Genomic DNA, 20,650 nt, shown 5'->3' on the forward strand with positions numbered 1-20,650 from the left:
ATCATAGTTGGTTTGGCAAAACCAAGCTAGATAAAATAAACTCGCTGAAATGCTCAATAAATGGTAAAAAAATGACTAAAAATCGTAAATCCACAGGGCAAAATCAACAAACGGGTCAAGTTAGAATTATCGCCGGGCAGTTTCGCGGCCGTAAATTACCAGTAATTATGGCCGATGGTTTAAGGCCGACAACTGATCGAGTGAAAGAGACGGTTTTTAACTGGTTAATGCCTCATCTTTATAATGCTAAATGCTTAGATTGCTTTGCAGGTTCGGGAAGTTTAGGGTTTGAAGCTTTATCGCGAGGGGTAAGTAGTACTCAATTTTATGAGTTAAATGCAACTGCGGCGAAGAAAATACAAGAGAATATTCAATTATTGAAAGCAAACAATGCTCAAATTAGTAAAGGTAGTTGTCTGCAGTTACTCGAAACTGAACAGCAACAGTTTGATTTAGTGTTTATCGATCCACCTTTTAGAAAAGGTTTTGTAGCCCAAACTGCAGAGTTGCTTGAAACTAAGCAATTGTTAACAGATGAGGCGATAATTTATGTAGAAGTAGAGTCTGAACTTACCGATCTACAACTACCTATCAACTGGCAATTGTTAAAAGAAAAGATCTCTGGCCAAGTGGCTTATCGCCTATATCAGCGTAGTTAAAACTAGGGTTAGTAAAACTAGGGTCAGAGTCAGGTATTTATATAAAAACCTGACTCTGACCCTAGTTTATTTAACTATATTTTATTCTAAAGCCAACTTTTATCGTTACCTGATAATGGGCAACTTTGTTATCAACTAAGTGACCTCTGGTTTCAATTACTTCAAACCAATTCATATCATTGACCGTTTTAGCACATTCGGCTAACGCATTTTCAATGGCGGCTTCAATACTAGTTGGTGAAGATCCGACGACTTCTAGCTTTTTATAGGTATGATGATCTGACATGGCTATTCCTAATAATTATTGTCTATCCCCACACTTTGAATAAGAGCGGGTATACATTAAGAATAGCTGAATATTTGTTAGTTCCTAGTTCCTAGTTCCTAGTTCCTAGTTCCTAGATTTCTATACCTAAGTTAGACATGCCTTCGCTTAATGCCATTTCTTTTAGTTGTTTGCAGGTTTGCTTATTTTCTTTACTGATTTTAGCTGACATAAATAACTCTTGTTGAGTTTCTATTTCCCATTGCATTAACGGATGATCTTCAATGTCTTGTTCTTTGATGACAATATCTTGTTGTTGCTCTTGCTCAGAGGCAAGTAGAATGCCTAAGTAATAACTTACGCTACTTTGTGATAGCAACCCTACGTTGTTAATTGTTTCTTCATCTTTATCTTGCATGCCTTGTAATAAAGAGCCTAATGCCATACAAGTATCAAGTGCGGGATGAACACCAAAAAAGTCGAAATTGTCCACGTCAGGGATCTCATCTTCAAGTTTTTCTAATTGAGCGGCAAAATTAATTTTTAATTGCCCTTGTTCAAGTTTTTGCCAAACCAAGTCCAATTGATTACGCAATATTTTGTAATTGCCAAAATCAGCAGCTTGCGAAAACATTTGATAATTGGGCAGCATACGTTCAAGGATTGCTGCGGCGAAAGCGGTTTGTTGCCAAAGAGAAAGGTCTTGCAAAGAGATGTTTACAGGCACAATGAGTGTCTCACAAATGATAAGTGCACTAATTATAGCGCACATAATCATTAATATTCAAAGCTAAGTCTAGAGTTGAGGTTAGCCTAACGCTATTTGTTTTTGTGCGTACTCAAATTTTAAGCGGTATTCAGTAAGTTTAGATTCCATTTCGGCAACTTCATCGTTTAATTGACGTTTTAATTCGTGATTTTCATCACGCAGTGCTTTCAATGTATTACGAATTTGATCATCACTGGAATCTTGTCGAGACCTTACAGCAGCATTCTTTTGTACATATTCGGCGATTTTATCTCGCTCAAGTTCTAATAAGCTTTCTAGACGAGTTACTTCTGAAGTGCCACTGGCACTGCTATGTTGTAATTGCTCATATAGTGATTGAATTGAGTCTTTATCTTGGTTTATTTTTTTGATTATGTCATCAGTTTTAGTTTGATGATTTTCAAATCGTTTTAAAGCAGTCGATAACTGTAATTCTAAATCACTAATTTTATCTTGTTGGTTGTCTTGGGTCGCAGCGGCTTGCTGATTGGCTTGCTCAATAATCTGCTTTTGTTCTTTCTTTGCCGCATTTAATTGATTGTCAGATTTTTCACGTTGACTAATTAGTTGACCGTTTATTTGCGAATTTTTGTTTCTTAGTTCTTCTAACTGTTCGTCTCTATTAGCTACTTTGTCTTTTAATGCGTTATTTTGAACCCAAGTAGATTTTTGTTGTTTTTCACTTTGCTCTAATAAATTTTCAGTATCATTAAGTTGCTGTTTAATGGCTGCTGTTGCGCTAGCAATGTCTTGTTGTTCTGAGTTGAGCGATAGTGTTAATTTATCAACCTGCTGTTGTAAGTTCGTTACTTGTTTGTCAGAAGCCTTAAGTGAGTTACTTAACGTTTTCTCTTTGGTGCTACTGTCACTAATTAGTTTGTCTAATCCAGCTTGGTGTGCCGATTTAAGATCAGTAATTTGCTGTTCTAAACTTTGCTTGTCAGCATTGGCACCACTCAGTTTTTGTTCAAACTCAGTTATTGCTTCACCGACACCATCTTTATCTTTTGTCAGTATTGCAAATTGTGCGTCAAATTTTTGTTGCTGTTTATCTAATGCTTTTTTATGAGCTTCATTGATACAATCTAGCTTAATATTCAACTCACTAATATCAGTATTAAGAGTTTTTAATTGTCGTGTTTGTTCACTAATTTTAGTACTTTGGTTTTGTTCTTTTGTTGCCAACTTATCTAGAGCGAGTTGTTGTTTATCTAAGTCTTTTTGTTTGTTCTTAAGTTCTTTATCTTGTTCAGTAGTTGCTGCTCTATGCTGTTTTTCCAGTTTAATGACTTCTTGGCTATGAGCTTTAACTAAATTTTTTCTTTCAACTGAAAGGGTTTTACTTTCTAGGTTTAAGTTTTTTATCTGACTTTTTAAATCGTTTATCTCATCATTTAAACTAGTGTTTGTCTGCTGCGATTTATCTAATTGCGTTTCTAGTGTTTTTAACGCGTCTGTGCTTGAACCTGAAGCTTGCTCATAAACTTTTAAACGTTCATTGTGAGACTTTACTAATGCAGCAGTGGCTGTCTTATGTTCTTTTTTTAATGAAGCGGTCAGCTGTTCAGCATTTATTTTAGCTGTTTCAACCTCTGCAAACTTGGCTTGTAGAGTTTCATTTGATTCGCTTAGCTGCTCATAGTCACTTTTTAATTTTTGCTGATTCTTTTGATCATCACTAAACGTTGCTTTTAGTTCAGCAATATCATGTTCAGAAGATTGTTTAAGTTGCTGATATTTCTTATCGAGTTTTTCAACATCTTTTAAAAGCTTTTCTTTATCTTTGGCCAAGCCTGTTACTTGTTTATTAAGAGGTTCTAATTGGCTTTGTAGTAATTCGCGATTTTCTTTAGTTAAGCGTAAATCTTCTAAAGAGTCTTGCTCGTCTCTCAATTTGATTTTTAGATGAGTTTCAATTTGTACGGCGCGTTCTTTCAAAGCGCTGTATTTGGTTTCGTAGGTAAGTAGTTTCTTTTTTAACTGTTCTATTTCACTAAATTTAAGGTTTACAGAGTCATGCTTAGATTGGCTCAACTTTTCATGAACAGCACTATTTTTTTTATTCAGTGCTAATTTTTGATCTTTTAACGCTTGTTGTTTATCAGTTTCTGCGTGTTCGCTTATTTTAGCCGCAAGTTGATTGAACCTATCTTCAAGTTGAATAAAAATATCGCCGGCAAGTAATTGTAATTGCTCGTCAATTTCACTATTGATTTCTGTTTGAGTTGGCATACAAAATTCTTGAATTAGTTTTTATTATTATTGATAGACAGGTATTTAACCATGTTTATCAGCCTGAAAATAGTGTTGTTGTTACGATCACTACTGTTTTACAATAGCAGAAAACACAACGTAGTCTTACAATTTTTTAACAAGTCCGATGATTAGTTATATATATCCGGATATAAGCGAATGATTTCACTGGGAGTTTGATGATTTATTTAGTTGTAGTGTCGATAGTTTGGGCCTTCTCTTTTGGTTTAATTAAAGGACAATTAACAGGTATTCAACCGGAAGTAGTCGCTAGTATTCGCTTACTGTTATGTGTTGTAAGTTTTCTACCATGTTTGCTGTTTTTGAAATCATTTAAGCCTAATAGTAAATTGATGCTATTAGGGGCTTTGCAATTTGGCGTAATGTATCTCGCTTATATTCAATCTTATCAATACCTTCCTGGTTATCTAGTGGCAGTATTTACCATATTTACGCCTATGTATGTGTTGTTAGTTAATGCTGTTATTAATAAATACTTTAATATGAAACATTTATTACCAGTGTTGATCTCAATTGTTGGTGCTAGCGTTATTGTATTTAAATCTCCACAACAAGCTGAATTTATTACCGGTTTTTTATTACTACAACTTGCTAATATTGCTTTTGCCATTGGCCAGGTAAGTTATAAGCATGTAGCTAAAGATCAGCCCGATAGTGAGAACATGCTTTGGATGTATATTGGCGCAGCATTGTTGGCCAGTACTTATACTGTGATCAATGTTGATTTAAGTCAGGTAAATATTGCAGCTAAGCAGTGGTGGGCTCTTATTTATCTTGGCGTAATATCTTCAGGTTTGTGTTTCTATTTTTGGAATAAAGGAAGCAAGCAGGTAAATACCCCTACCTTGGCGGTAATGAATAACGGTTATGTACCATTAGCGGTGATTTTTGCCATTACATTCTTTGCCGAAAGTGCCGATTATATGCGCTTATCAATTGGCGGCGCACTGATCGGCTTAAGTGTGTATTTAGCGTATTCAATGCAGAAAAAACCAGTTAAAATCAATACATAAAAAATGCGCAGAAAGCGCATTTGATCAAACTTTATATAAAACTCTAGTGCAGCTAATTAAATAGATTGTGCTTGTTTAGCTTGATGCTTTTTTAACATCAAAAATAATTCATCTTTATGATTAAGACGGTTCATTTTAAGTTCATCTAAATATGTATCTGAAGTGTTTTCTACACCTTCTTCAATGCGAATAACTTCATGATCAAGTTCGTGATATTTTTTAAAAACTTTCGCAAAATGATTGTCATTCATTTTTAAGCTGCGGATCTCATCTTTAAATTCTGGAAATTCATGATGTAAATCGTGTTTATGTATGTTCATTATATCTTCCTGATTTTTTATGTTAGTACTTAATTTCTAAATTTTCACTGCACACAAAGCAGTGTTTGCTATATGGCAAAGCTTCTAAACGTTCATTGGAAATTAGTTTGCCACACTCAATACAAATGCCGTATTGTTCTGTTTGTAGCATTGCCAGTGTTTGTTTGATTCTTTGTAGCTCTTGCAACGTTTGTTGATGGATTTCATCAACACCTTCATCATTTTCAATATCCGCTAAGCGCTTACTTAATTCATTTTGCTTCGCTATTAATGAGACTTTTAGTTTCTCAACAATCATTGCCGTTTTCCTTATTTTGTTAATAGATCTCGGATGATGAGTGCTGAGCAAGTGCAGTTAATCACGAGTTAAGGTTGCTAGATTAGCGTGTATAGAAAACTACAATTTGATCTGGCTCAAAAATACTACAGTTGATTTAAAGCCGATGTACGCTAGATAGGGAGAGTGAGGAGATGTGCTCATTTTGATAAGAAATCTCAGTAAATGAGCACGATTATGTATCGGTTGATAGATGCAAGAAAGGTTATTTCGGGCCTTGTTCAAACTTTGGTAGTTGCTCAAAGCTTGTATGCCAATTAGGTGTTTCAGCGCAAAAAATATTTTGTGTAGGTTTTAGCTCAATCTCATCATCTAAGGTACCAACCGGCAGAACATAGAGTTGTTCTGTTTGCGTAAGCCAAGGCATAGTTGAACCACAGTTTTTACAAAAACTGGTGGCAAAGTATTTTGCATCCGGTACGGTATAGCGGCCAAGTGAGTCTTCTCCACTGAGCCAAGTAAACTGCGTTAAAGGTACAAAAATATTTGGTGCAAAGCCACTGCCGGTAACCTTGCGGCAACGGGAACAATGGCAGTATTGAAACATCTTTAATGGTTCACTTACTTGATAACGTACTTGCCCGCATAAGCAACTGCCTTGGTAACACTTAGCTTCACTCATTTTTACTCCAACTGATGTTTGTTTTTAATATAAAGTTGCTCAACTTTTTCGCGCGCCCAAGGCGTTTTACGTAAAAATTTCAAACTCGACTTAATGCTTGGATCAGTAGTGAAACATTTTATTTTGATTAACTTCCCAAGCTCAGCAAAACCAAAATGCTGTTCAAGATCTGTGACGATTTTTTGCAAGGTAACCCCATGTAAAGGGTTGTAAGGTTGATTGTCCATAGTGCTTTGAATTGATGGTTAATATGTAAATAGTAGCATTAAATAGTCATGATTTTCGTTAGTTTTAATACTGTTTAATGAAGTAAAACAAAAAATTGCTCCTCGATAACTGCTCCTGCGTTATTCTAACTACATACATCCTTGTATTAGTGCTTTTTGTCATATAGGCCATCCCTGGCCAAAAAAAGCCCCTATTAGAATTCTAAAAGGGGCTGAAAGTTGCAATAAGAAAGGAAGAGTCTTACCGCTTTTTCAAAGTGCGCGAGCACAATTTGTTTGGCAGATACTTACATAAACTAAGCTTTTAAATAAGCAGCAAGGCCTTCGCTGCTGCCAATATGGTTATTGTCAATAAATACCTGTGGCACTGTGTCATTACCGGTAATTGCTTTTAATGAGGTTAAGCTTGCGTCTTTGCCTAATTCGATTTCTTCAAAGCTGTAGCCGTTGTCGGTTAACAACTGTTTTGCTTTTGAACAAAACTGACAACCAGGTTTTGTGAAGATACTTACTGCTTGTGGTTTTTTAGCATTCGGGTTGATGTAATCAAGCATGGTATCGGCATCTGAAACTTCAAACGGGTCGCCTGGAACGTTAGGTTCGATAAACATTTTTTCAACAACGCCATCTTTAACTAGCATAGAGTATCTCCAGCTGCGCTTGCCAAAACCTATGTCTGACTTATCCACTAACATGCCCATGCCATCAGTGAACTCACCATTACCATCAGGAATTAACGTTACGTTAGCGCTTTCTTGATCTACAGCCCATGCGTTCATAACAAAGGTATCGTTTACTGATAAACAAACTATGTCGTCAACGCCGTTTTCTTTAAACGTTTTAGCCAATTCGTTATAACGCGGTAAATGTGTAGATGAGCAAGTAGGTGTAAATGCACCTGGTAATGAAAACACAACAACGGTTTTACCTTTAAATAATTCATCTGTTGTTATGTTTTTCCATTCGTTATTAACGCGAGTTGGAAATGTAACGCTTGGGATTGATTGGCCTGTTTTAATATCTAACATAGATGCTCCGGTAAATTTTAATATTGATTGTGACAACCAATTAATGGCGTCTGCTAATTCGATGGAGTAAGTATGCGACAACAGCGTAATTAATTAAAATGATATAAATTGATGTTTGTAATCTAAAAAACAGATTGATAAGTATTTGATTGAAATTGAATAGAGAAGAACACCAAACAAATAACGAACAATGCTAAACTTTTCTCCTTATTCTTATATTGGTAGTGGAACTTTAAATGCGACATCAGCAAGCGTGGATAATTAATGAGTATGCAAAGGGTGATTTAACCGGTAATGAATTGTCACTTGTTGAAATACCACAGCCAGATTTAAATGACGGCGAAGTATTAATTAAAACCTTATTGTTAAGTTTAGATCCCTCTAACCGTTTATGGCTTAGTGAAGAAAAAGATTATTTACCACAACTGCAAATTGGCGACGTTATGCGTGGCCTGGTAGTTGGCAGGGTAGAGGAGTCAAAAGATGATAACTTTAAAGTTGGTGATCATGTTTTTGCAATGCTGGGCTGGCAACAATATGCCGTAGTACCTGCTAAGCAATTAACTGCGCAAAATGGCGCAATTAAGTTTAAACCTCATCCGCAAATTCCCCTTGAAGCTTACGTGTCAGCATTGGGTTTAACCGGTTGGACCGCATTTGTTGGCATGCATCATATTGGTAATATCAAACCAGACAGTAAAGTGCTTGTCTCAGGTGCCGCAGGTGCAACAGGACTAGCGGCAAGTCAAATTGCTAAAGCTACCGGTTGTTATACCGTAGGCATTGCTGGAGGGGCACAAAAGTGTGAACTACTATGCTCGCAATTTAATATGGACGGGGCTATTGATTATCGCAGCGAGCAATATTTATCTGCTGCCATGAAAGCACAATTTCCAAATGGAATAGATGTGTTCTTTGATAACGTTGGCGGTGAAATGCTTGATGCCGCGCTAGAAAATATGGCAATGAACGGCGTTGTCGTTATTTCGGGCAGCATTTCTCAATATCAAACATTAGAAGAGAAAGACAAAGTTTATGGCTTGAAAAATAGCTTTATGCTGGCGACAAAACGTTTACGCATGGAAGGCTTTTTAATACTCGATTACTTAGAGCAAATGGACACTATTTTACCAACCATGGAGCAGTGGTTGCTTGACGGTAAATTACAATATCGAAATACCACAGTTGATGGCTTAGGAAATGCTCAAGCGGCATTACCTAGATTGTTTTCCGGCAGAAATACTGGAAAATTAGTAATTAATGTTGCCGATTAACGTATTCGTTACGGTGTATCAAAACGGGTAGATGGGCAGGTTTATAATTTTTTTTAATTAACTGAACAGCGTGCCTATTGATTTGGTTTTTGATATATTTTAGTTATTAACGTGCTAAGTTATATAACATCAAATATAAATAATAATATTCGGCTAATTTTAGATGCATAAAGCTCGCTTCACTCCCCATAATTTATGTTCTTATCGAACGACTAAAAGCCTATCTTCAGGCTTTACTTTAATCGAAATGATTATCGTTATTGTTATTTTGGCCGTACTTGCAGCCGTTGCCGCGCCTAAGTTTATTGATTTAACTAAATCTGCTGATCAGGCAGTAATGAAAGCACAAATAGCTAGTGTGGCTGCAGCTCGAGACTTGGTTACCGTGCAATTAACCTTGCATCCAGAAAATTTAAACGCCAATAAAAGCCGTTTTACCCTAAAAAGTGGCCAACGAATTCGCATTCGTGGCGGCTATGCTGATGGTCGTTGGAATAATACTTTCGTTCATTTAGTTGATGTCAGTAAGGTTGGTCAAGTAGGCACAAATGATTGTGATGCTGAAGAACTAGATTTTTGTGTACGCCATCGTAATAGTGGCTGGTTTCGTAATAGAGGATTTGCTGACAACGCTTCTAGAGGGCGTGGATTTGTTATTTACCCACAAGGCTACAACCTCAACTCTACCAAGTGCTATACCTTTTACTACACACCAAATGACTCGGTAACACCAACGAACCCAGAAAAACCAATAACCGGCAGTGACTTTAGTGAATGCTAGAGCGTAGTACCAATAACACCACAACCACTTGTTTAGTGGCCGTGGTGTTATTGAGTTGCAATGCCATTAAAATGATGTGAAAAATTCATTTGATCAACCTTTTGCCTGATCTTTTACCATTATTTCAGCGGGATAACCCATTGATCATTTTCACTGTCTATGGTGCCCGACATTTGCTCAATCACGATACGATCTATCACTGATATGCTTCTTTTAGCTAATGCAGACAAAGTGTCTTCGCCAAGTTGATTTATAGTTCTATCAGGGAAGTTACGACGTGTTCGATGGATCCAATAAGTATCGGACAAATTCTGTTGATTAAACGCATCTACCACGCCTTGATAACCAATCATAAAGCCTAATAAACCACCCCAAGTTGCGGTTGGGTTATCAGAATCCCAACCCGTTAAACTGCCAATTTGTATGGTGCGCTTGATGTCACCTTGGCCATAAAACAAGCTGACTAAGCTAGCTGAAAAGTTTATTCCTGCTTCAAATGGGTCTTTATACTCATAGCCGTCAGAGTGTTCTATTTGATACTTTTGATAAACCTCGTCCCGGGTTTTCTCCCAGTTATTTTTATCTTTATTTTGTTGATAAGAATGCCAAACAAAATCATACATTTTAGCGGGATAGCTGTGGTTTGGTAATTGCGCTCTTGCTTGTTTTGCTAGCCATTGGGTTTGCTGTTGTATAGATAAATTGCTATCAACTTTTGACGCTAAAGAATGCATCACTATATAAAACTCGGAGATCCACTCGGCTTCATTTTTTGCTGATACGCGTATAGGTAAATGGGCAATATTTAACGCTACATCTGCACGGATTGGAGCAAGTAATCCGAAAATTTCGGTAGTAAGCTGTGCATCAATCATCATATATTTAGTATTGTTTTTTGGCTCACTTGTCGCAGGTGGTAGCATACCCTGCGCCATTAAAATACGTGCTTGTTGGTTTGATTCCCACAAGAAGTTTTCTTTTTGGGGCTTTGACTCTGGAAATTTTTTAAATAGAGGGGCATCTTGCTCAGAGTATATATGCTTTAACCAACCAGCTTGTATTTGTATGGCTGTTAATTTACTTGTTTGATGTAACTCGTGCAGATAAAGATACATGTATTCAATGTCAGTATCATCGTCTGCACCCCATGGTGTGTTTTGCTGTTCAAAATAGAAATCTATGGTATCACTATGTGGTACATATTCTCCCCACATTGCTTTTAAGTCTTTGCTGCCCCAATCTTTGTCAGTATAAAATGGCATAGTTTCAGGCGTGCCGACCTTATCCATTTCGGTGATTAAACCAGTCCAATTTGCTATATTTTGTCCTAACCAAAAGCCATGCAGTTTAGTTTGATATTCACTTCTGGATAGCTTTATTTCTGACGACTGGTTGGCAGCGACATAATCTGAAGCGCAAATTATGATAATTATACTAACTATTTGAAACATGGTTTTCATGATGTATTCGCTTTATTAACTAGTATTAATTTAAATCTATTTGGCCGAATAGTTAAATGTATCTCTTAAGGTAATATTTTCTAAAGAATTGCCTAGCATTACTTCAAACTCTCCCTGCTCTGCTAACCAATCATTAGTATTGATATCCCAAAATGACAAATCTCGTTGAGTTAGCATCATTGTTACCTGTTTAGTTTCACCAGGTTGTAGGAATACTTTATCAAAACCTTTTAGCTCTTTAGTCGGGCGTTCAACGCTTGCCTGTTTATCATGTAAATACAGCTGTACCACTTCAGCGCCGGCAACCTTACCAGTATTTTTTACTTGTGCGGTAACCGTTAACGATTCACCTGAATTTAAGGATTTAGTCGAAAGCTTTATATTGCTCACCTGAAAATCGGTATAAGACAAACCATGACCAAATGCAAAAGTTGGTTTAATGTTTTGTTGTTCAAACCAGCGGTAGCCAATAAATACGCCTTCCGTATAAAGTGATTCTTCAGCGTTATAGTCATTAAGTGCTATAGGGGCAGTATGCGCTAATTTTTCAGGTAGCGTGATTGGCATTTTACCACTTGGATTAATGTCACCAAAGATAATGTCTGAGAATGCGTGACCCGCTTCCATACCGCCATACCATCCCCAAACAATGGCATTTGCTTGCTCGGCCCATGGCATTTCAACAGCAGAGCCGGCAACCAAAAACACAACTGTTTTTTCATTTGCGTTTAATAGCTTACTGATGATCTCATCTTGGTTGTTTGGTAATTTCATATCAGGACGATCTATAGATTCACGATCATCACCATGACTTAATCCGCCAAAATAAATAACCGCATCAGCAGCTTTTGCTGCAGCAAGGTATTCAGCTTCATCGGTTAACAAGTTTCCGGGAGCATTCCAACCTAAAGTGAATGAAGTATTACCGTCATAATTAATTTCAAATGCATAGTTTTGTTCTGCATTTAGATCAATATCATGACTAAGAAGTGTGCCATCAGCATTTGAATAAGTCAGGATATCTGTGCCATCAACTGTTAACGTAAAATCTCCTACGGCAGATACATTTAGGGTATGAGAGCCACTTTTCAGCGGTTTAATGTTGGCTTTCATTGTTATGTGATCATTGCTTTCACTATTTTGAGATTTAAATTGCGAGTCTACAATCCAAGATTCATTTATGATCTCACTTCGTTGCTTATCTTTAAAATACGAAATATTCCACGCTGGCGTTCCAGTCCAATGGCGAGAAGCAACATAATCGCTAGCTATTGGCGCGAGGGTACTGCTACGAGCACGCATAACTGTAATATTTACGTCTTCACCAAGCTGGGCTTTTAATCCTGCTAACGGTGTTACTTCGTATAGGGACTTAACTTCAGAAGAGCCACCACCAGTACCATGTTTTTTATCAGCATTTGGGCCAAGTACAAGTATATTTTTGATGCTACTTTTAGCAAGAGGCAATACATTTTCATTGCCTACTGCTTCATTCTTTAACAGTACGACACCGTCAGTAGCAATTTTTCTTGCAGCTAATTGATGCTCTTTAGTATTTCTTGCTCCAGGTAAGCGATTTTCATCGTACATACCAATAGAATATTGCACCCGTAAAATGCGACGGACTTTATCGTCTAAAACGGAAACTGGGATATTACCCGCTTTAATTTCTTTCAATAATGGCTGAGCAAGAAAGTACTCATCGTAGCTTGGAACATCTGTACCCATCTCAAGATCTAAGCCGTACATTGCCGCATCATGAGTATTAATATCAACATTCCAGTCGGTGAGTAGCACTCCTTGATAGCCCCATTCGCCTTTAAGAATATCCATAACTAAATGCTTGCTTTGATTCGCATTAGTACCATAGTATTCATTGTACGAGCCCATCATGCCTAATACATTGGCCTCTTTTACTGCCGCTTCAAATGCTGGCAAGTACACTTCTCTTAATGTTCGTTCATCTGGTTTTGCGTTTACACCGGTTCGGTTTAACTCTTGAGTGTTCAGAGCGTAATGCTTAACGGTAGCGGCCACATCATTTTGTTGAATCGCTTTAATTTGTGGAACCACTAACTTTGCTGCCAAAATTGGGTCTTCACCCATGTATTCAAAATTTCGACCGTACAATGGTAAACGAGCAAGGTTAATGCCTGGCCCTAAAATAAAGTCTTTTTTGCGTTCACGAGCTTCAGCACCCAGAACTTGGCCATGTAAAATGGCTATTTCAGGATCCCAACTTGCCGCCACTGACGTTAAATGTGGTAAATAAGTAGCGTGATCATCTGTCCAACCAGCTGAACTCCAGCTGTCACGTTGTATTTGGTGACGAACACCATGCGGTCCATCTGACAGCCACATTTCAGGGATACCCACACGGTCAATCGCATTTATATGAAACTTACCACTGGCATGGACCAAAGATATTTTCTCTTCGAGTGTAAGCTTGGCGAGCATTTGGTCAACATTTTGTTCTACAGATTCAACACGAGTCAGCTCTTTCACCGCAGGCGTATCTTGCCCTTGAGTAACCTTATTATCAGAACAAGAAAATACACTCAGAGATATCGCAAATGTAAGAATTGATTTAATTAAAGCTGGCATATTTGACCTTATGATTATAATGTAAGCGCTTACAAAGTTAATCTACCTTAATAAATATGACGACTATGAGCAAGTTTAAATTTATTTATTGTGGGTTTAAACATTCAAAGACCCGATTGTGCTATTAGTCTTTATTGTGTTAATTAATTCTTGCTTTATCCATTGTTCTGCCGCTCCATGCGCAACATGTGGTCCTTCTAATAATAGCAATTCATAAAGATGTTCTGGCGGTATATTTAACTCAAAAACAGAGACAAATTTATTAGTGAAATTTGAGTCAATTCCCATAAAACTGGGCGAAATAAATAGATAATCATCTTGAGAGAGTATTTCTGTTATTAAACTTAGATGGCTACTTCTATAACTAACTGAAGGTTTAAATTTTAATATTCGTTCAAGTTTTTCGGTAGGGTATTCAAAACTTTTACTGTCGCTAATACCGACTTGGTAGTCAATAAACTGATACTTGGCCAAATCTGCTAATTTATTTGCCGCTGGTAAATTAGCAAGAGGATGGGCTTTTCTAGCATAAACGTGAGGTTTAATTTTGCCTAGCATGGTGTAGTTAATTGAACTGTTTTGGGGTTTTACAACATGGATAGCAAAGTCATACTTTCCACGCTCTAATGAACCTAATGGTTCAGCTTCACTTGGACAATCTGTAATTTTAATGTTGGGAGCAATCGACCTTAACTTTTCTATAAAGGGTAATAGTACTGAATGGCAAAGTACAGACGGTATTGAAATAGAAAATGTTCGGCTACAGGTGTCAGGATTAAATTTTCTTGTTGTTAGTAAACTGTCAATTTGAGTAAGAATGTTTGGCAGGTTTTCTCGTATCTCTATTGCTTTTGCCGTTGGCCTCATGCCTGCACTTGTTCGGTAAAATAAAGGATCATCAAATAATAGTCTTAACTTTTTCAGTATTTTACTCATAGCCGGTTGAGTAACAAAAAGTGCTTCAGCAGCTTTGGTGATATTCAGTTCTTTGAATATAACGTTTAATGCGACTAGAAGGTTAAGATCTACTCTATTTAATCTTTGCTCTAATTTGTTCATTTTTGTTTTTGAATACGTTTTCGTATTCCTTCTGGTTATGGTTGGTATAAATATACATCATTTGAAGGAATAGTGCCTGTTGATTAAAATCTCATCAATGTTAATAAAGAAACAATGTAATTCATTTTGTTTAAGGTATTTAATTGATGAAAATTTCGAATAAACTTAAGTTACTTGTAATCTCACTTTCAGCAATAGCTGCTTTAAGTGGATGTGGTAATAATCAGGCAACTCAACAGACAGAAAACCTTCAGAGCACTCAACCCAATATCATACTTATATTAGCGGATGACCTAGGTTATAGCGATATCAGTCCTTATGGTAGTGAGATAGACACCCCTAATTTAGAACATTTAGCCAATAATGGCTTAATGATGACAAACTTTCATGTTGGGGCTGCTTGTTCACCTACTCGCACCATGCTTATGACCGGTGTTGATAATCATCTTGCCGGTTTAGGCAACATGTTAGAAATTCAAGCAGACAACCAATTTGGCAAAAAAGGCTATGAAGGACAGTTAAATAAAGAGGTTGTTACCGTTGCGAGTGCTTTAAAAGGCCAAGGTTACAATTCATATATGGTTGGTAAGTGGCACCTAGGTAAAAATCAAGAAAACAAACCATCTAATAGAGGGTTTGAACGTTCATTTGTTTTACTTGAAAGTGGTGCTGATAATTGGGTTGATCAGTCTTATGGACCAATGTATCAAAAAGTTCATTACCTAGAAGATGGTAAGCCGACTACATTGCCTAAAGAAGATTATTTCTCAACCGATTTTTATACTGACAAAATGATCAGCTACATTGAGTCTAATCGAAACTCAGGCAAACCCTTTTTCAGCTATGTTGCTTATCAGGCTGTGCACAGTCCACACCAAGCGCCCCTGGAATATGTTGAAAAATATAACGGGACTTATGACAAAGGCTGGGATCAACAACGAGATATTCGTTTAGCTAAGCAGAAGAAACTTGGCATCATAGATAAAAGCGCAGAACTTAAAGACGATTTTTCAGATAGCACATTATATAAGACTTCTAAATGGCAAAGCTATTCTGAAGAAGAGCAAGCATTTCACGCACGCCGTATGCAGGTATATGCAGGAATGGTCGATAATATGGACGTTAATATTGGTCGCTTAATGGCTTATTTAAAAAGCATTGGTGAAGCTGATAATACGGTTATCATTTTCATGTCAGATAACGGTGCAGATGCCACTGAACTACAAAATATCCCGCCTTATGAACCTTGGTATAGAGGTAATTATTCATACACTTATCCATCAGATTTGAGTGAGGGTTTAACAGAGTTAGGCCAGAAAGACTCGTTCTCTGCATATGGACCAGGTTGGGCTTCTGTGAGCAACACGCCAACAAGTTACTGGAAAACATACTCTTCAGAAGGAGGGGTTCGTTCACCATTTATCATTCACTACCCAGCTAAAATAAAAGCAGGCCAATTAACCAATAAATTTGCTTATGTTAGTGACATTCTACCGACCTTATTAGAGATTTCAGGTACAAATGTTGATGAAGCCTATGCTGACAAAACCAACATTATCAAACCAACAGGAAAGAGCATGATGCCGTTATTTAGCGGTGAAAGTCAGGTAGTTCATCAACCAGAAAGTATGGTTGGTTATGAGTTGGCAGGTAGTAGCGCATTATTTAATGAAAACCTCAAGCTGGTAAGAAACTTGCCGCCAAAAGGTGATGGTCAGTGGAGACTGTACGACATTGTTAAAGACCCTGGCGAAGTGAATAATTTGGCCGAGCAAATGCCAGAAAAAGTCAACATGATGGTGAAGGCTTATGAAGAATATGCCAAGAATAACAATGTGATCCCGGTACCTGAAGGCTACGACCCTCGTATGCAGTTAATGAAAAATGCACAAAGAGCAAATGCACATTAATAGCAGATGTTTCTAGCAAATCAATCAGAGAAAAAGAGAGACACATGAAAAAGAATATTGTTGTAATTGGCGCTTCTTCTGGCATGGGCAAAGACTTAGTTAAAGCACTCGTTGTAAAGGGGCACAATGTATATTGTGCCGCCCGTCGCATTGAAAAATTAGAAGAGTTAAAGCAATTAGGCGCTCAAATTTTTAAAATGGATATTACTAATGAAGTACAAGTGAATGACGTTATAGCGCAAATTATAGCTGATGCAGGTTATATCGATGTTGTTTACTCTAACGCTGGCTATGCTATTGCCGGGCCGGTAGAAGAAACCCCTATAGCTAAAGTGCATGAGCAATTTCAAACTAACGTGTATGGTGCCGCAATTGTCACAAGAGCAGTTCTGCCTCACATGAGGGAGAGAAATGAGGGGCGCATTATTTTTACCACTTCAATAGCTGGTCGTGTTTCAACCGGCATGAATTCTTGGTATTCAGCCAGTAAGCATGCTTTAAATGGCATGGTGAAAGGATTAGCTCAAGAGCTTAATACTTTTAATATTAAAGTGGTCACTATTGAGCCTGGTTGTGTACTAACAGAATTTGACGGACTTCAATTAGCTGACATGAAGTCTACTAATAAACTCGATGCTTATTCCGATGCAACACAACAATCACATGACTTTTTATATGATGCCTACCGTAAAGGCTCGGATACTCGCTCAACGGTCAAAACCATGCTCAGGGCCGGCTTTTCAAAAAATCCTAAATTAAGTTATCGCTCAACCTTAGATGCCAAAATTTTAAATGCATTACAAGCAATCGTGGGCGAAAAATTATTAGGCAAAATATTTAATCGATTGGTAAGTCGTTTTTAGTTTTACTTACCCCGCGCATTGAAATTTCATCAACAACATTGTTTACAAAACTCTGATAGGAGTAAATATGATTTTTACAAAATTTCTGAAACCCTTTTTGCTGATTGGTGGCTTAGTCACCATGTACGCCGCAATTTATGCTTTCGATCCCGCAGCAGCGCTAAAAGATATGAATGGTCTAGATTTCGATTCACAATATGTTTTTATCATAAGGCATTGGGGGATCATGGTTGGCTTAATGGGGTTCTTTATTGCGGCATCCGCATTTAAACCTGAATGGCGCCAATCGATCGTTTTGTATTCCTTTTTGGAAAAATTATTCATGGTTTACCTCTATTTTAGTAATTTTTTAAACCCTGAAACCGCTTATTTAAATGAAGTGTTTGTTCCTTTTGCCATTACAGATGTCACCATATGTGTGTACACCTTAGGGTATTGGTTTGAGCAGTCTCGAATGAACAAACACCATGCGAAAGCCTGATATTTGGAGTTTAACAATATGAGACACATCCTAAAGGTTACTTATTTCATCTTTTCATTAGTACTTGTTTCTGTGAGCCAATCGTTACAAGCGCAAGAAGATGAATGGACCATTTATGTTGAGCCTTATGCTCAGGCAACAACCATTTCGGGTAAAACCGCTGTAGGGCGGGGTAAAGAAGCCGATATTACCGTTGATTTTGATAAGATATTAAAAAATTTACATTTAGGAGCAATGATAAATGTAAAAGCTATCCACACTTCAGGTTGGGGAGCAGCAATAAATTATGCTTTTATGGATTTACGTGGCGATAAATCATCAGAAAGAGGTGGTGTTGTTGATGCAAAGGTAAGGCAAGGAGAGTTGCAAGCTGAGATTGTCTATCTTCAACAGCTTGGAGAGGCTTCTTTAGAGTATTTAATAGGATTTCGTTGGTGGGATAATGATATTGATTTAAGCTTTCCCCTGTTATTGGTGGCTCAGAATATAGAGTAGATGAAGATTGGGTTGATTACTTTATTGGTGCGCGTTGGGTATCCCCTATCAATAATGAGTGGAATTATATGGTTAGAGGCGACATCGGTAAAGGAGGCACTGATTTCACCTCAAGTGTTGAAGTTGGCGTGCAATATAATATATCTGAACACGGCCAATTAACCATGAAGTACAAATCAACATGGCTTGATTATGAAGACGGAACGCCAGGAGAGGTTGGTTATTTTAAATATGACACTGTAACCCATGGTCCGGCGATTGCTTATACATATAAGTTTTAATTACTGAATTCCATGACGAAAAACGGCAAAAAGCCAAGCGATATGCTTGGCTTTCTAATAATTAACCGTTAATGGCTTTTATTCAACCGTAACTGATTTTGCCAAGTTCCTTGGTTGATCAACATCGGTACCTTTAATTATTGCGACGTAATACGACAATAATTGTAATGGCAAGGTGTAGACAATGGGTGCAATAACGTCATCACAATGTGGCACGTTAATTACTTTCATTGTGTCGTCACTTGCAAATTTTGCATCAATATCGGCAAACACATACATTAAACCGCCACGGGCACGAACTTCTTCGACGTTTGATTTTAATTTTTCAATTAAATCATTACGCGGCGCCACTACAATAACCGGCATATCAGCATCTATCAGGGCTAAAGGGCCATGCTTTAATTCACCAGCGGCATAGGCTTCGGCATGAATGTATGAGATTTCTTTTAGCTTTAATGCCCCTTCCATCGCGATAGGGTATTGATCGCCACGACCTAAAAATAATGAATGATGTTTATCGGCAAAATCTTCAGCTAAATCTTCAATGTTGCTAGCTAATGTCAGTACTTCTTCAAGCTTATTAGGTAAGCTCATTAGAGATGTAATAATTGCTTTTTGCGCATCATCATCCATACATTTGTGTTGGCCAATGGCGATAGTCATCATCATTAAACCAACTAGCTGGGTGGTAAATGCTTTCGTTGAAGCCACACCAATTTCAGCACCTGCCTTGGTCATAAAGGCCAAGTCTGATTCACGCACCAGTGATGAACCAGGTACATTACAAATGCTTAGGCTGGCGCGGTAACCAAGGTCTTTGGCTAAACGTAATGCTGCTAGTGTGTCGGCAGTTTCACCCGATTGTGAGATGGTTACTATTAATGCGTTTTTAGGAACAAATGATTTGCGGTATCTAAATTCACTGGCAATTTCAATGTTACACGATACGCCGGCGTGTTCTTCTAACCAATAACGGGCAACCATGCCTGAGTGATACGACGTACCACAGGCAATAATTTGCACGTGTTCAATGTCTTTAAAAATTTCATCCGCATTTGGGCCAAATGCATCGCTATTGATTTTGCCATCAGTGAAGCGACCTTCTAAAGTATTACGAATTGCTGTTGGCTGTTCATACGTTTCTTTAAGCATGAAGTGGCGGTACTCGCCTTTGTCGCCGGCGTCATGGCTAACCGATGCTTCAGTTATTTCACGCTCGACGCTGTTACCGTCTTTATCTACGATGTTTACGTTGAATCGAGTAATTTCAGCGACATCGCCTTCTTCTAAAAATGAAAAACGACGAGTAACAGGTAATAACGCCATCATATCTGAGGCTAAAAAGTTTTCGCCTAAGCCGTAACCAATCACTAACGGACTACCTGAACGCGCTACAACAACTCGGTCTTTGTCATTGGTATCCATTATTACCGTGCCGTATGCACCTTCAAATTGCTTGCTGGCCGATTGCACTGCTGCCAGTAACGAATCCGCTGTTTTTAATTCGTGATGAACTAAATGGCCAATAACTTCAGTGTCAGTTTCTGAAACAAATACATAACCTAACGCAGTAAGCTGCTCTTTTAATTCTTGGTGGTTTTCAATAATGCCGTTATGAACAACAGCAATGTTTGTGCCAGACACATGTGGATGTGCATTTGCTTCACTTGGTACACCATGAGTAGCCCAGCGGGTATGGGCAATGCCTGTGCCACCATTTACAGGAGAGTCGGTTAATGCATTTGCTAATTCTTGCACTTTACCTAAACGGCGCACACGGTGTAAGTTGCTATTATCATCAATAACTGCAACACCGGCTGAATCGTAACCACGGTATTCTAAACGGCGTAAGCCTTCTACTAAGATGTCTGCGACATCACGTTGTGCCACTGCACCAACTATTCCACACATATTAAAACCTTAAAATT

Annotated in this window: 21 protein-coding genes; 9 read left to right on the top strand and 12 right to left on the bottom strand. The window is 37.8% G+C overall.

The window, feature by feature from the left end:
• The first annotated feature begins 71 nt into the window (after positions 1 to 71).
• Positions 72 to 659: a 16S rRNA (guanine(966)-N(2))-methyltransferase RsmD gene (gene rsmD, locus RGQ13_RS00335; RefSeq protein WP_348391571.1), complete on the top strand. Its 588-nt coding sequence runs from the start codon at positions 72 to 74 to the stop codon at positions 657 to 659.
• 70 nt (positions 660 to 729) lie between these two features.
• On the opposite strand, the gene RGQ13_RS00340 is transcribed toward rsmD, so the two are convergent.
• From RGQ13_RS00340 to RGQ13_RS00350, 3 genes are all read right to left on the bottom strand, one after another.
• The gene (locus RGQ13_RS00340; protein ID WP_348391572.1) at positions 730 to 945 is read right to left on the bottom strand and encodes a dodecin; all 216 of its coding nucleotides are present in this window, start codon (positions 943 to 945) and stop codon (positions 730 to 732) included.
• A gap of 112 nt (positions 946 to 1,057) precedes the next feature.
• A complete protein-coding gene (locus RGQ13_RS00345; protein WP_348391573.1) occupies positions 1,058 to 1,651 on the bottom strand; it encodes a YjaG family protein in 594 nt (197 codons plus the stop codon).
• Between the two features lie 81 nt (positions 1,652 to 1,732).
• Entirely contained in the window at positions 1,733 to 3,925 is a 2,193-nt protein-coding gene (locus RGQ13_RS00350) for a coiled-coil domain-containing protein (protein ID WP_348391574.1), read from the bottom strand.
• Between the two features lie 200 nt (positions 3,926 to 4,125).
• Between RGQ13_RS00350 and RGQ13_RS00355 the strand changes: the two genes are divergently transcribed.
• On the top strand, positions 4,126 to 4,980 hold the full coding sequence (locus RGQ13_RS00355; RefSeq protein ID WP_348391575.1) for an EamA family transporter: 855 nt from the start codon (positions 4,126 to 4,128) through the stop codon (positions 4,978 to 4,980).
• Between the two features lie 56 nt (positions 4,981 to 5,036).
• Here RGQ13_RS00355 and RGQ13_RS00360 read toward each other — a convergent pair whose 3' ends face one another.
• The 5 genes from RGQ13_RS00360 to RGQ13_RS00380 form a co-directional block, all read right to left on the bottom strand.
• Positions 5,037 to 5,300: a YdcH family protein gene (locus RGQ13_RS00360; RefSeq protein ID WP_348391576.1), complete on the bottom strand. Its 264-nt coding sequence runs from the start codon at positions 5,298 to 5,300 to the stop codon at positions 5,037 to 5,039.
• 22 nt (positions 5,301 to 5,322) lie between these two features.
• Complete coding sequence (locus RGQ13_RS00365; RefSeq protein ID WP_348391577.1) at positions 5,323 to 5,598, bottom strand: TraR/DksA family transcriptional regulator; 276 nt, start codon at positions 5,596 to 5,598, stop codon at positions 5,323 to 5,325.
• Between the two features lie 244 nt (positions 5,599 to 5,842).
• Positions 5,843 to 6,259 carry a GFA family protein gene (locus RGQ13_RS00370; RefSeq protein WP_348391578.1) on the bottom strand — a complete coding sequence of 139 codons (417 nt, stop codon included), beginning with the start codon at positions 6,257 to 6,259 and terminating at the stop codon, positions 5,843 to 5,845.
• 2 nt (positions 6,260 to 6,261) lie between these two features.
• Complete coding sequence (locus RGQ13_RS00375; RefSeq protein ID WP_348391579.1) at positions 6,262 to 6,486, bottom strand: VF530 family protein; 225 nt, start codon at positions 6,484 to 6,486, stop codon at positions 6,262 to 6,264.
• Between the two features lie 296 nt (positions 6,487 to 6,782).
• Positions 6,783 to 7,514, bottom strand: a complete 732-nt coding sequence (locus RGQ13_RS00380) for a glutathione peroxidase (RefSeq protein ID WP_348391580.1) — start codon at positions 7,512 to 7,514, stop codon at positions 6,783 to 6,785.
• Between the two features lie 236 nt (positions 7,515 to 7,750).
• On the opposite strand from RGQ13_RS00380, the gene RGQ13_RS00385 reads away from it, so the two are divergent.
• Together RGQ13_RS00385 and RGQ13_RS00390 are read left to right on the top strand one after the other, a co-directional pair.
• Positions 7,751 to 8,788, top strand: a complete 1,038-nt coding sequence (locus RGQ13_RS00385; RefSeq protein ID WP_348391581.1) for an NADP-dependent oxidoreductase — start codon at positions 7,751 to 7,753, stop codon at positions 8,786 to 8,788.
• A 163-nt stretch (positions 8,789 to 8,951) separates the two neighbouring features.
• Positions 8,952 to 9,569, top strand: a complete 618-nt coding sequence (locus RGQ13_RS00390) for a prepilin-type N-terminal cleavage/methylation domain-containing protein (RefSeq protein ID WP_348391582.1) — start codon at positions 8,952 to 8,954, stop codon at positions 9,567 to 9,569.
• A gap of 119 nt (positions 9,570 to 9,688) precedes the next feature.
• On the opposite strand, the gene RGQ13_RS00395 is transcribed toward RGQ13_RS00390, so the two are convergent.
• From RGQ13_RS00395 to RGQ13_RS00405, 3 genes are all read right to left on the bottom strand, one after another.
• Positions 9,689 to 11,029 carry an ADP-ribosylglycohydrolase family protein gene (locus RGQ13_RS00395; protein WP_348391583.1) on the bottom strand — a complete coding sequence of 447 codons (1,341 nt, stop codon included), beginning with the start codon at positions 11,027 to 11,029 and terminating at the stop codon, positions 9,689 to 9,691.
• A 36-nt stretch (positions 11,030 to 11,065) separates the two neighbouring features.
• Positions 11,066 to 13,633, bottom strand: a complete 2,568-nt coding sequence (locus tag RGQ13_RS00400; protein ID WP_348391584.1) for a glycoside hydrolase family 3 C-terminal domain-containing protein — start codon at positions 13,631 to 13,633, stop codon at positions 11,066 to 11,068.
• A 96-nt stretch (positions 13,634 to 13,729) separates the two neighbouring features.
• On the bottom strand, positions 13,730 to 14,692 hold the full coding sequence (locus tag RGQ13_RS00405; RefSeq protein ID WP_348391585.1) for a LysR family transcriptional regulator: 963 nt from the start codon (positions 14,690 to 14,692) through the stop codon (positions 13,730 to 13,732).
• A 146-nt stretch (positions 14,693 to 14,838) separates the two neighbouring features.
• Between RGQ13_RS00405 and RGQ13_RS00410 the strand changes: the two genes are divergently transcribed.
• The 5 genes from RGQ13_RS00410 to RGQ13_RS00430 all read left to right on the top strand — a co-directional run bounded on the left by RGQ13_RS00410 (position 14,839) and on the right by RGQ13_RS00430 (position 18,722).
• Positions 14,839 to 16,602 (top strand): arylsulfatase, encoded by a 1,764-nt coding sequence (locus RGQ13_RS00410; RefSeq protein ID WP_348391586.1) that lies wholly within the window; start codon positions 14,839 to 14,841, stop codon positions 16,600 to 16,602.
• A 44-nt stretch (positions 16,603 to 16,646) separates the two neighbouring features.
• A complete protein-coding gene (locus RGQ13_RS00415) occupies positions 16,647 to 17,465 on the top strand; it encodes an SDR family NAD(P)-dependent oxidoreductase (protein WP_348391587.1) in 819 nt (272 codons plus the stop codon).
• 67 nt (positions 17,466 to 17,532) lie between these two features.
• Positions 17,533 to 17,946 carry a hypothetical protein gene (locus tag RGQ13_RS00420; RefSeq protein ID WP_348391588.1) on the top strand — a complete coding sequence of 138 codons (414 nt, stop codon included), beginning with the start codon at positions 17,533 to 17,535 and terminating at the stop codon, positions 17,944 to 17,946.
• A gap of 18 nt (positions 17,947 to 17,964) precedes the next feature.
• Positions 17,965 to 18,441, top strand: coding sequence for a hypothetical protein (locus RGQ13_RS00425; protein WP_348391589.1), 477 nt, complete (start codon positions 17,965 to 17,967; stop codon positions 18,439 to 18,441).
• A gap of 68 nt (positions 18,442 to 18,509) precedes the next feature.
• Positions 18,510 to 18,722, top strand: coding sequence for a hypothetical protein (locus RGQ13_RS00430; RefSeq protein ID WP_348391590.1), 213 nt, complete (start codon positions 18,510 to 18,512; stop codon positions 18,720 to 18,722).
• A 78-nt stretch (positions 18,723 to 18,800) separates the two neighbouring features.
• Here the strand turns inward: RGQ13_RS00430 and glmS are convergent, their stop codons facing one another.
• Complete coding sequence (gene glmS, locus RGQ13_RS00435) at positions 18,801 to 20,633, bottom strand: glutamine--fructose-6-phosphate transaminase (isomerizing) (RefSeq protein ID WP_348391591.1); 1,833 nt, start codon at positions 20,631 to 20,633, stop codon at positions 18,801 to 18,803.
• Positions 20,634 to 20,650: the final 17 nt, after the last annotated feature.

Origin of the sequence: Thalassotalea psychrophila, from assembly GCF_031583595.1 — a bacterium.
Classification (GTDB): Bacteria; Pseudomonadota; Gammaproteobacteria; order Enterobacterales; family Alteromonadaceae; genus Thalassotalea_A; species Thalassotalea_A psychrophila.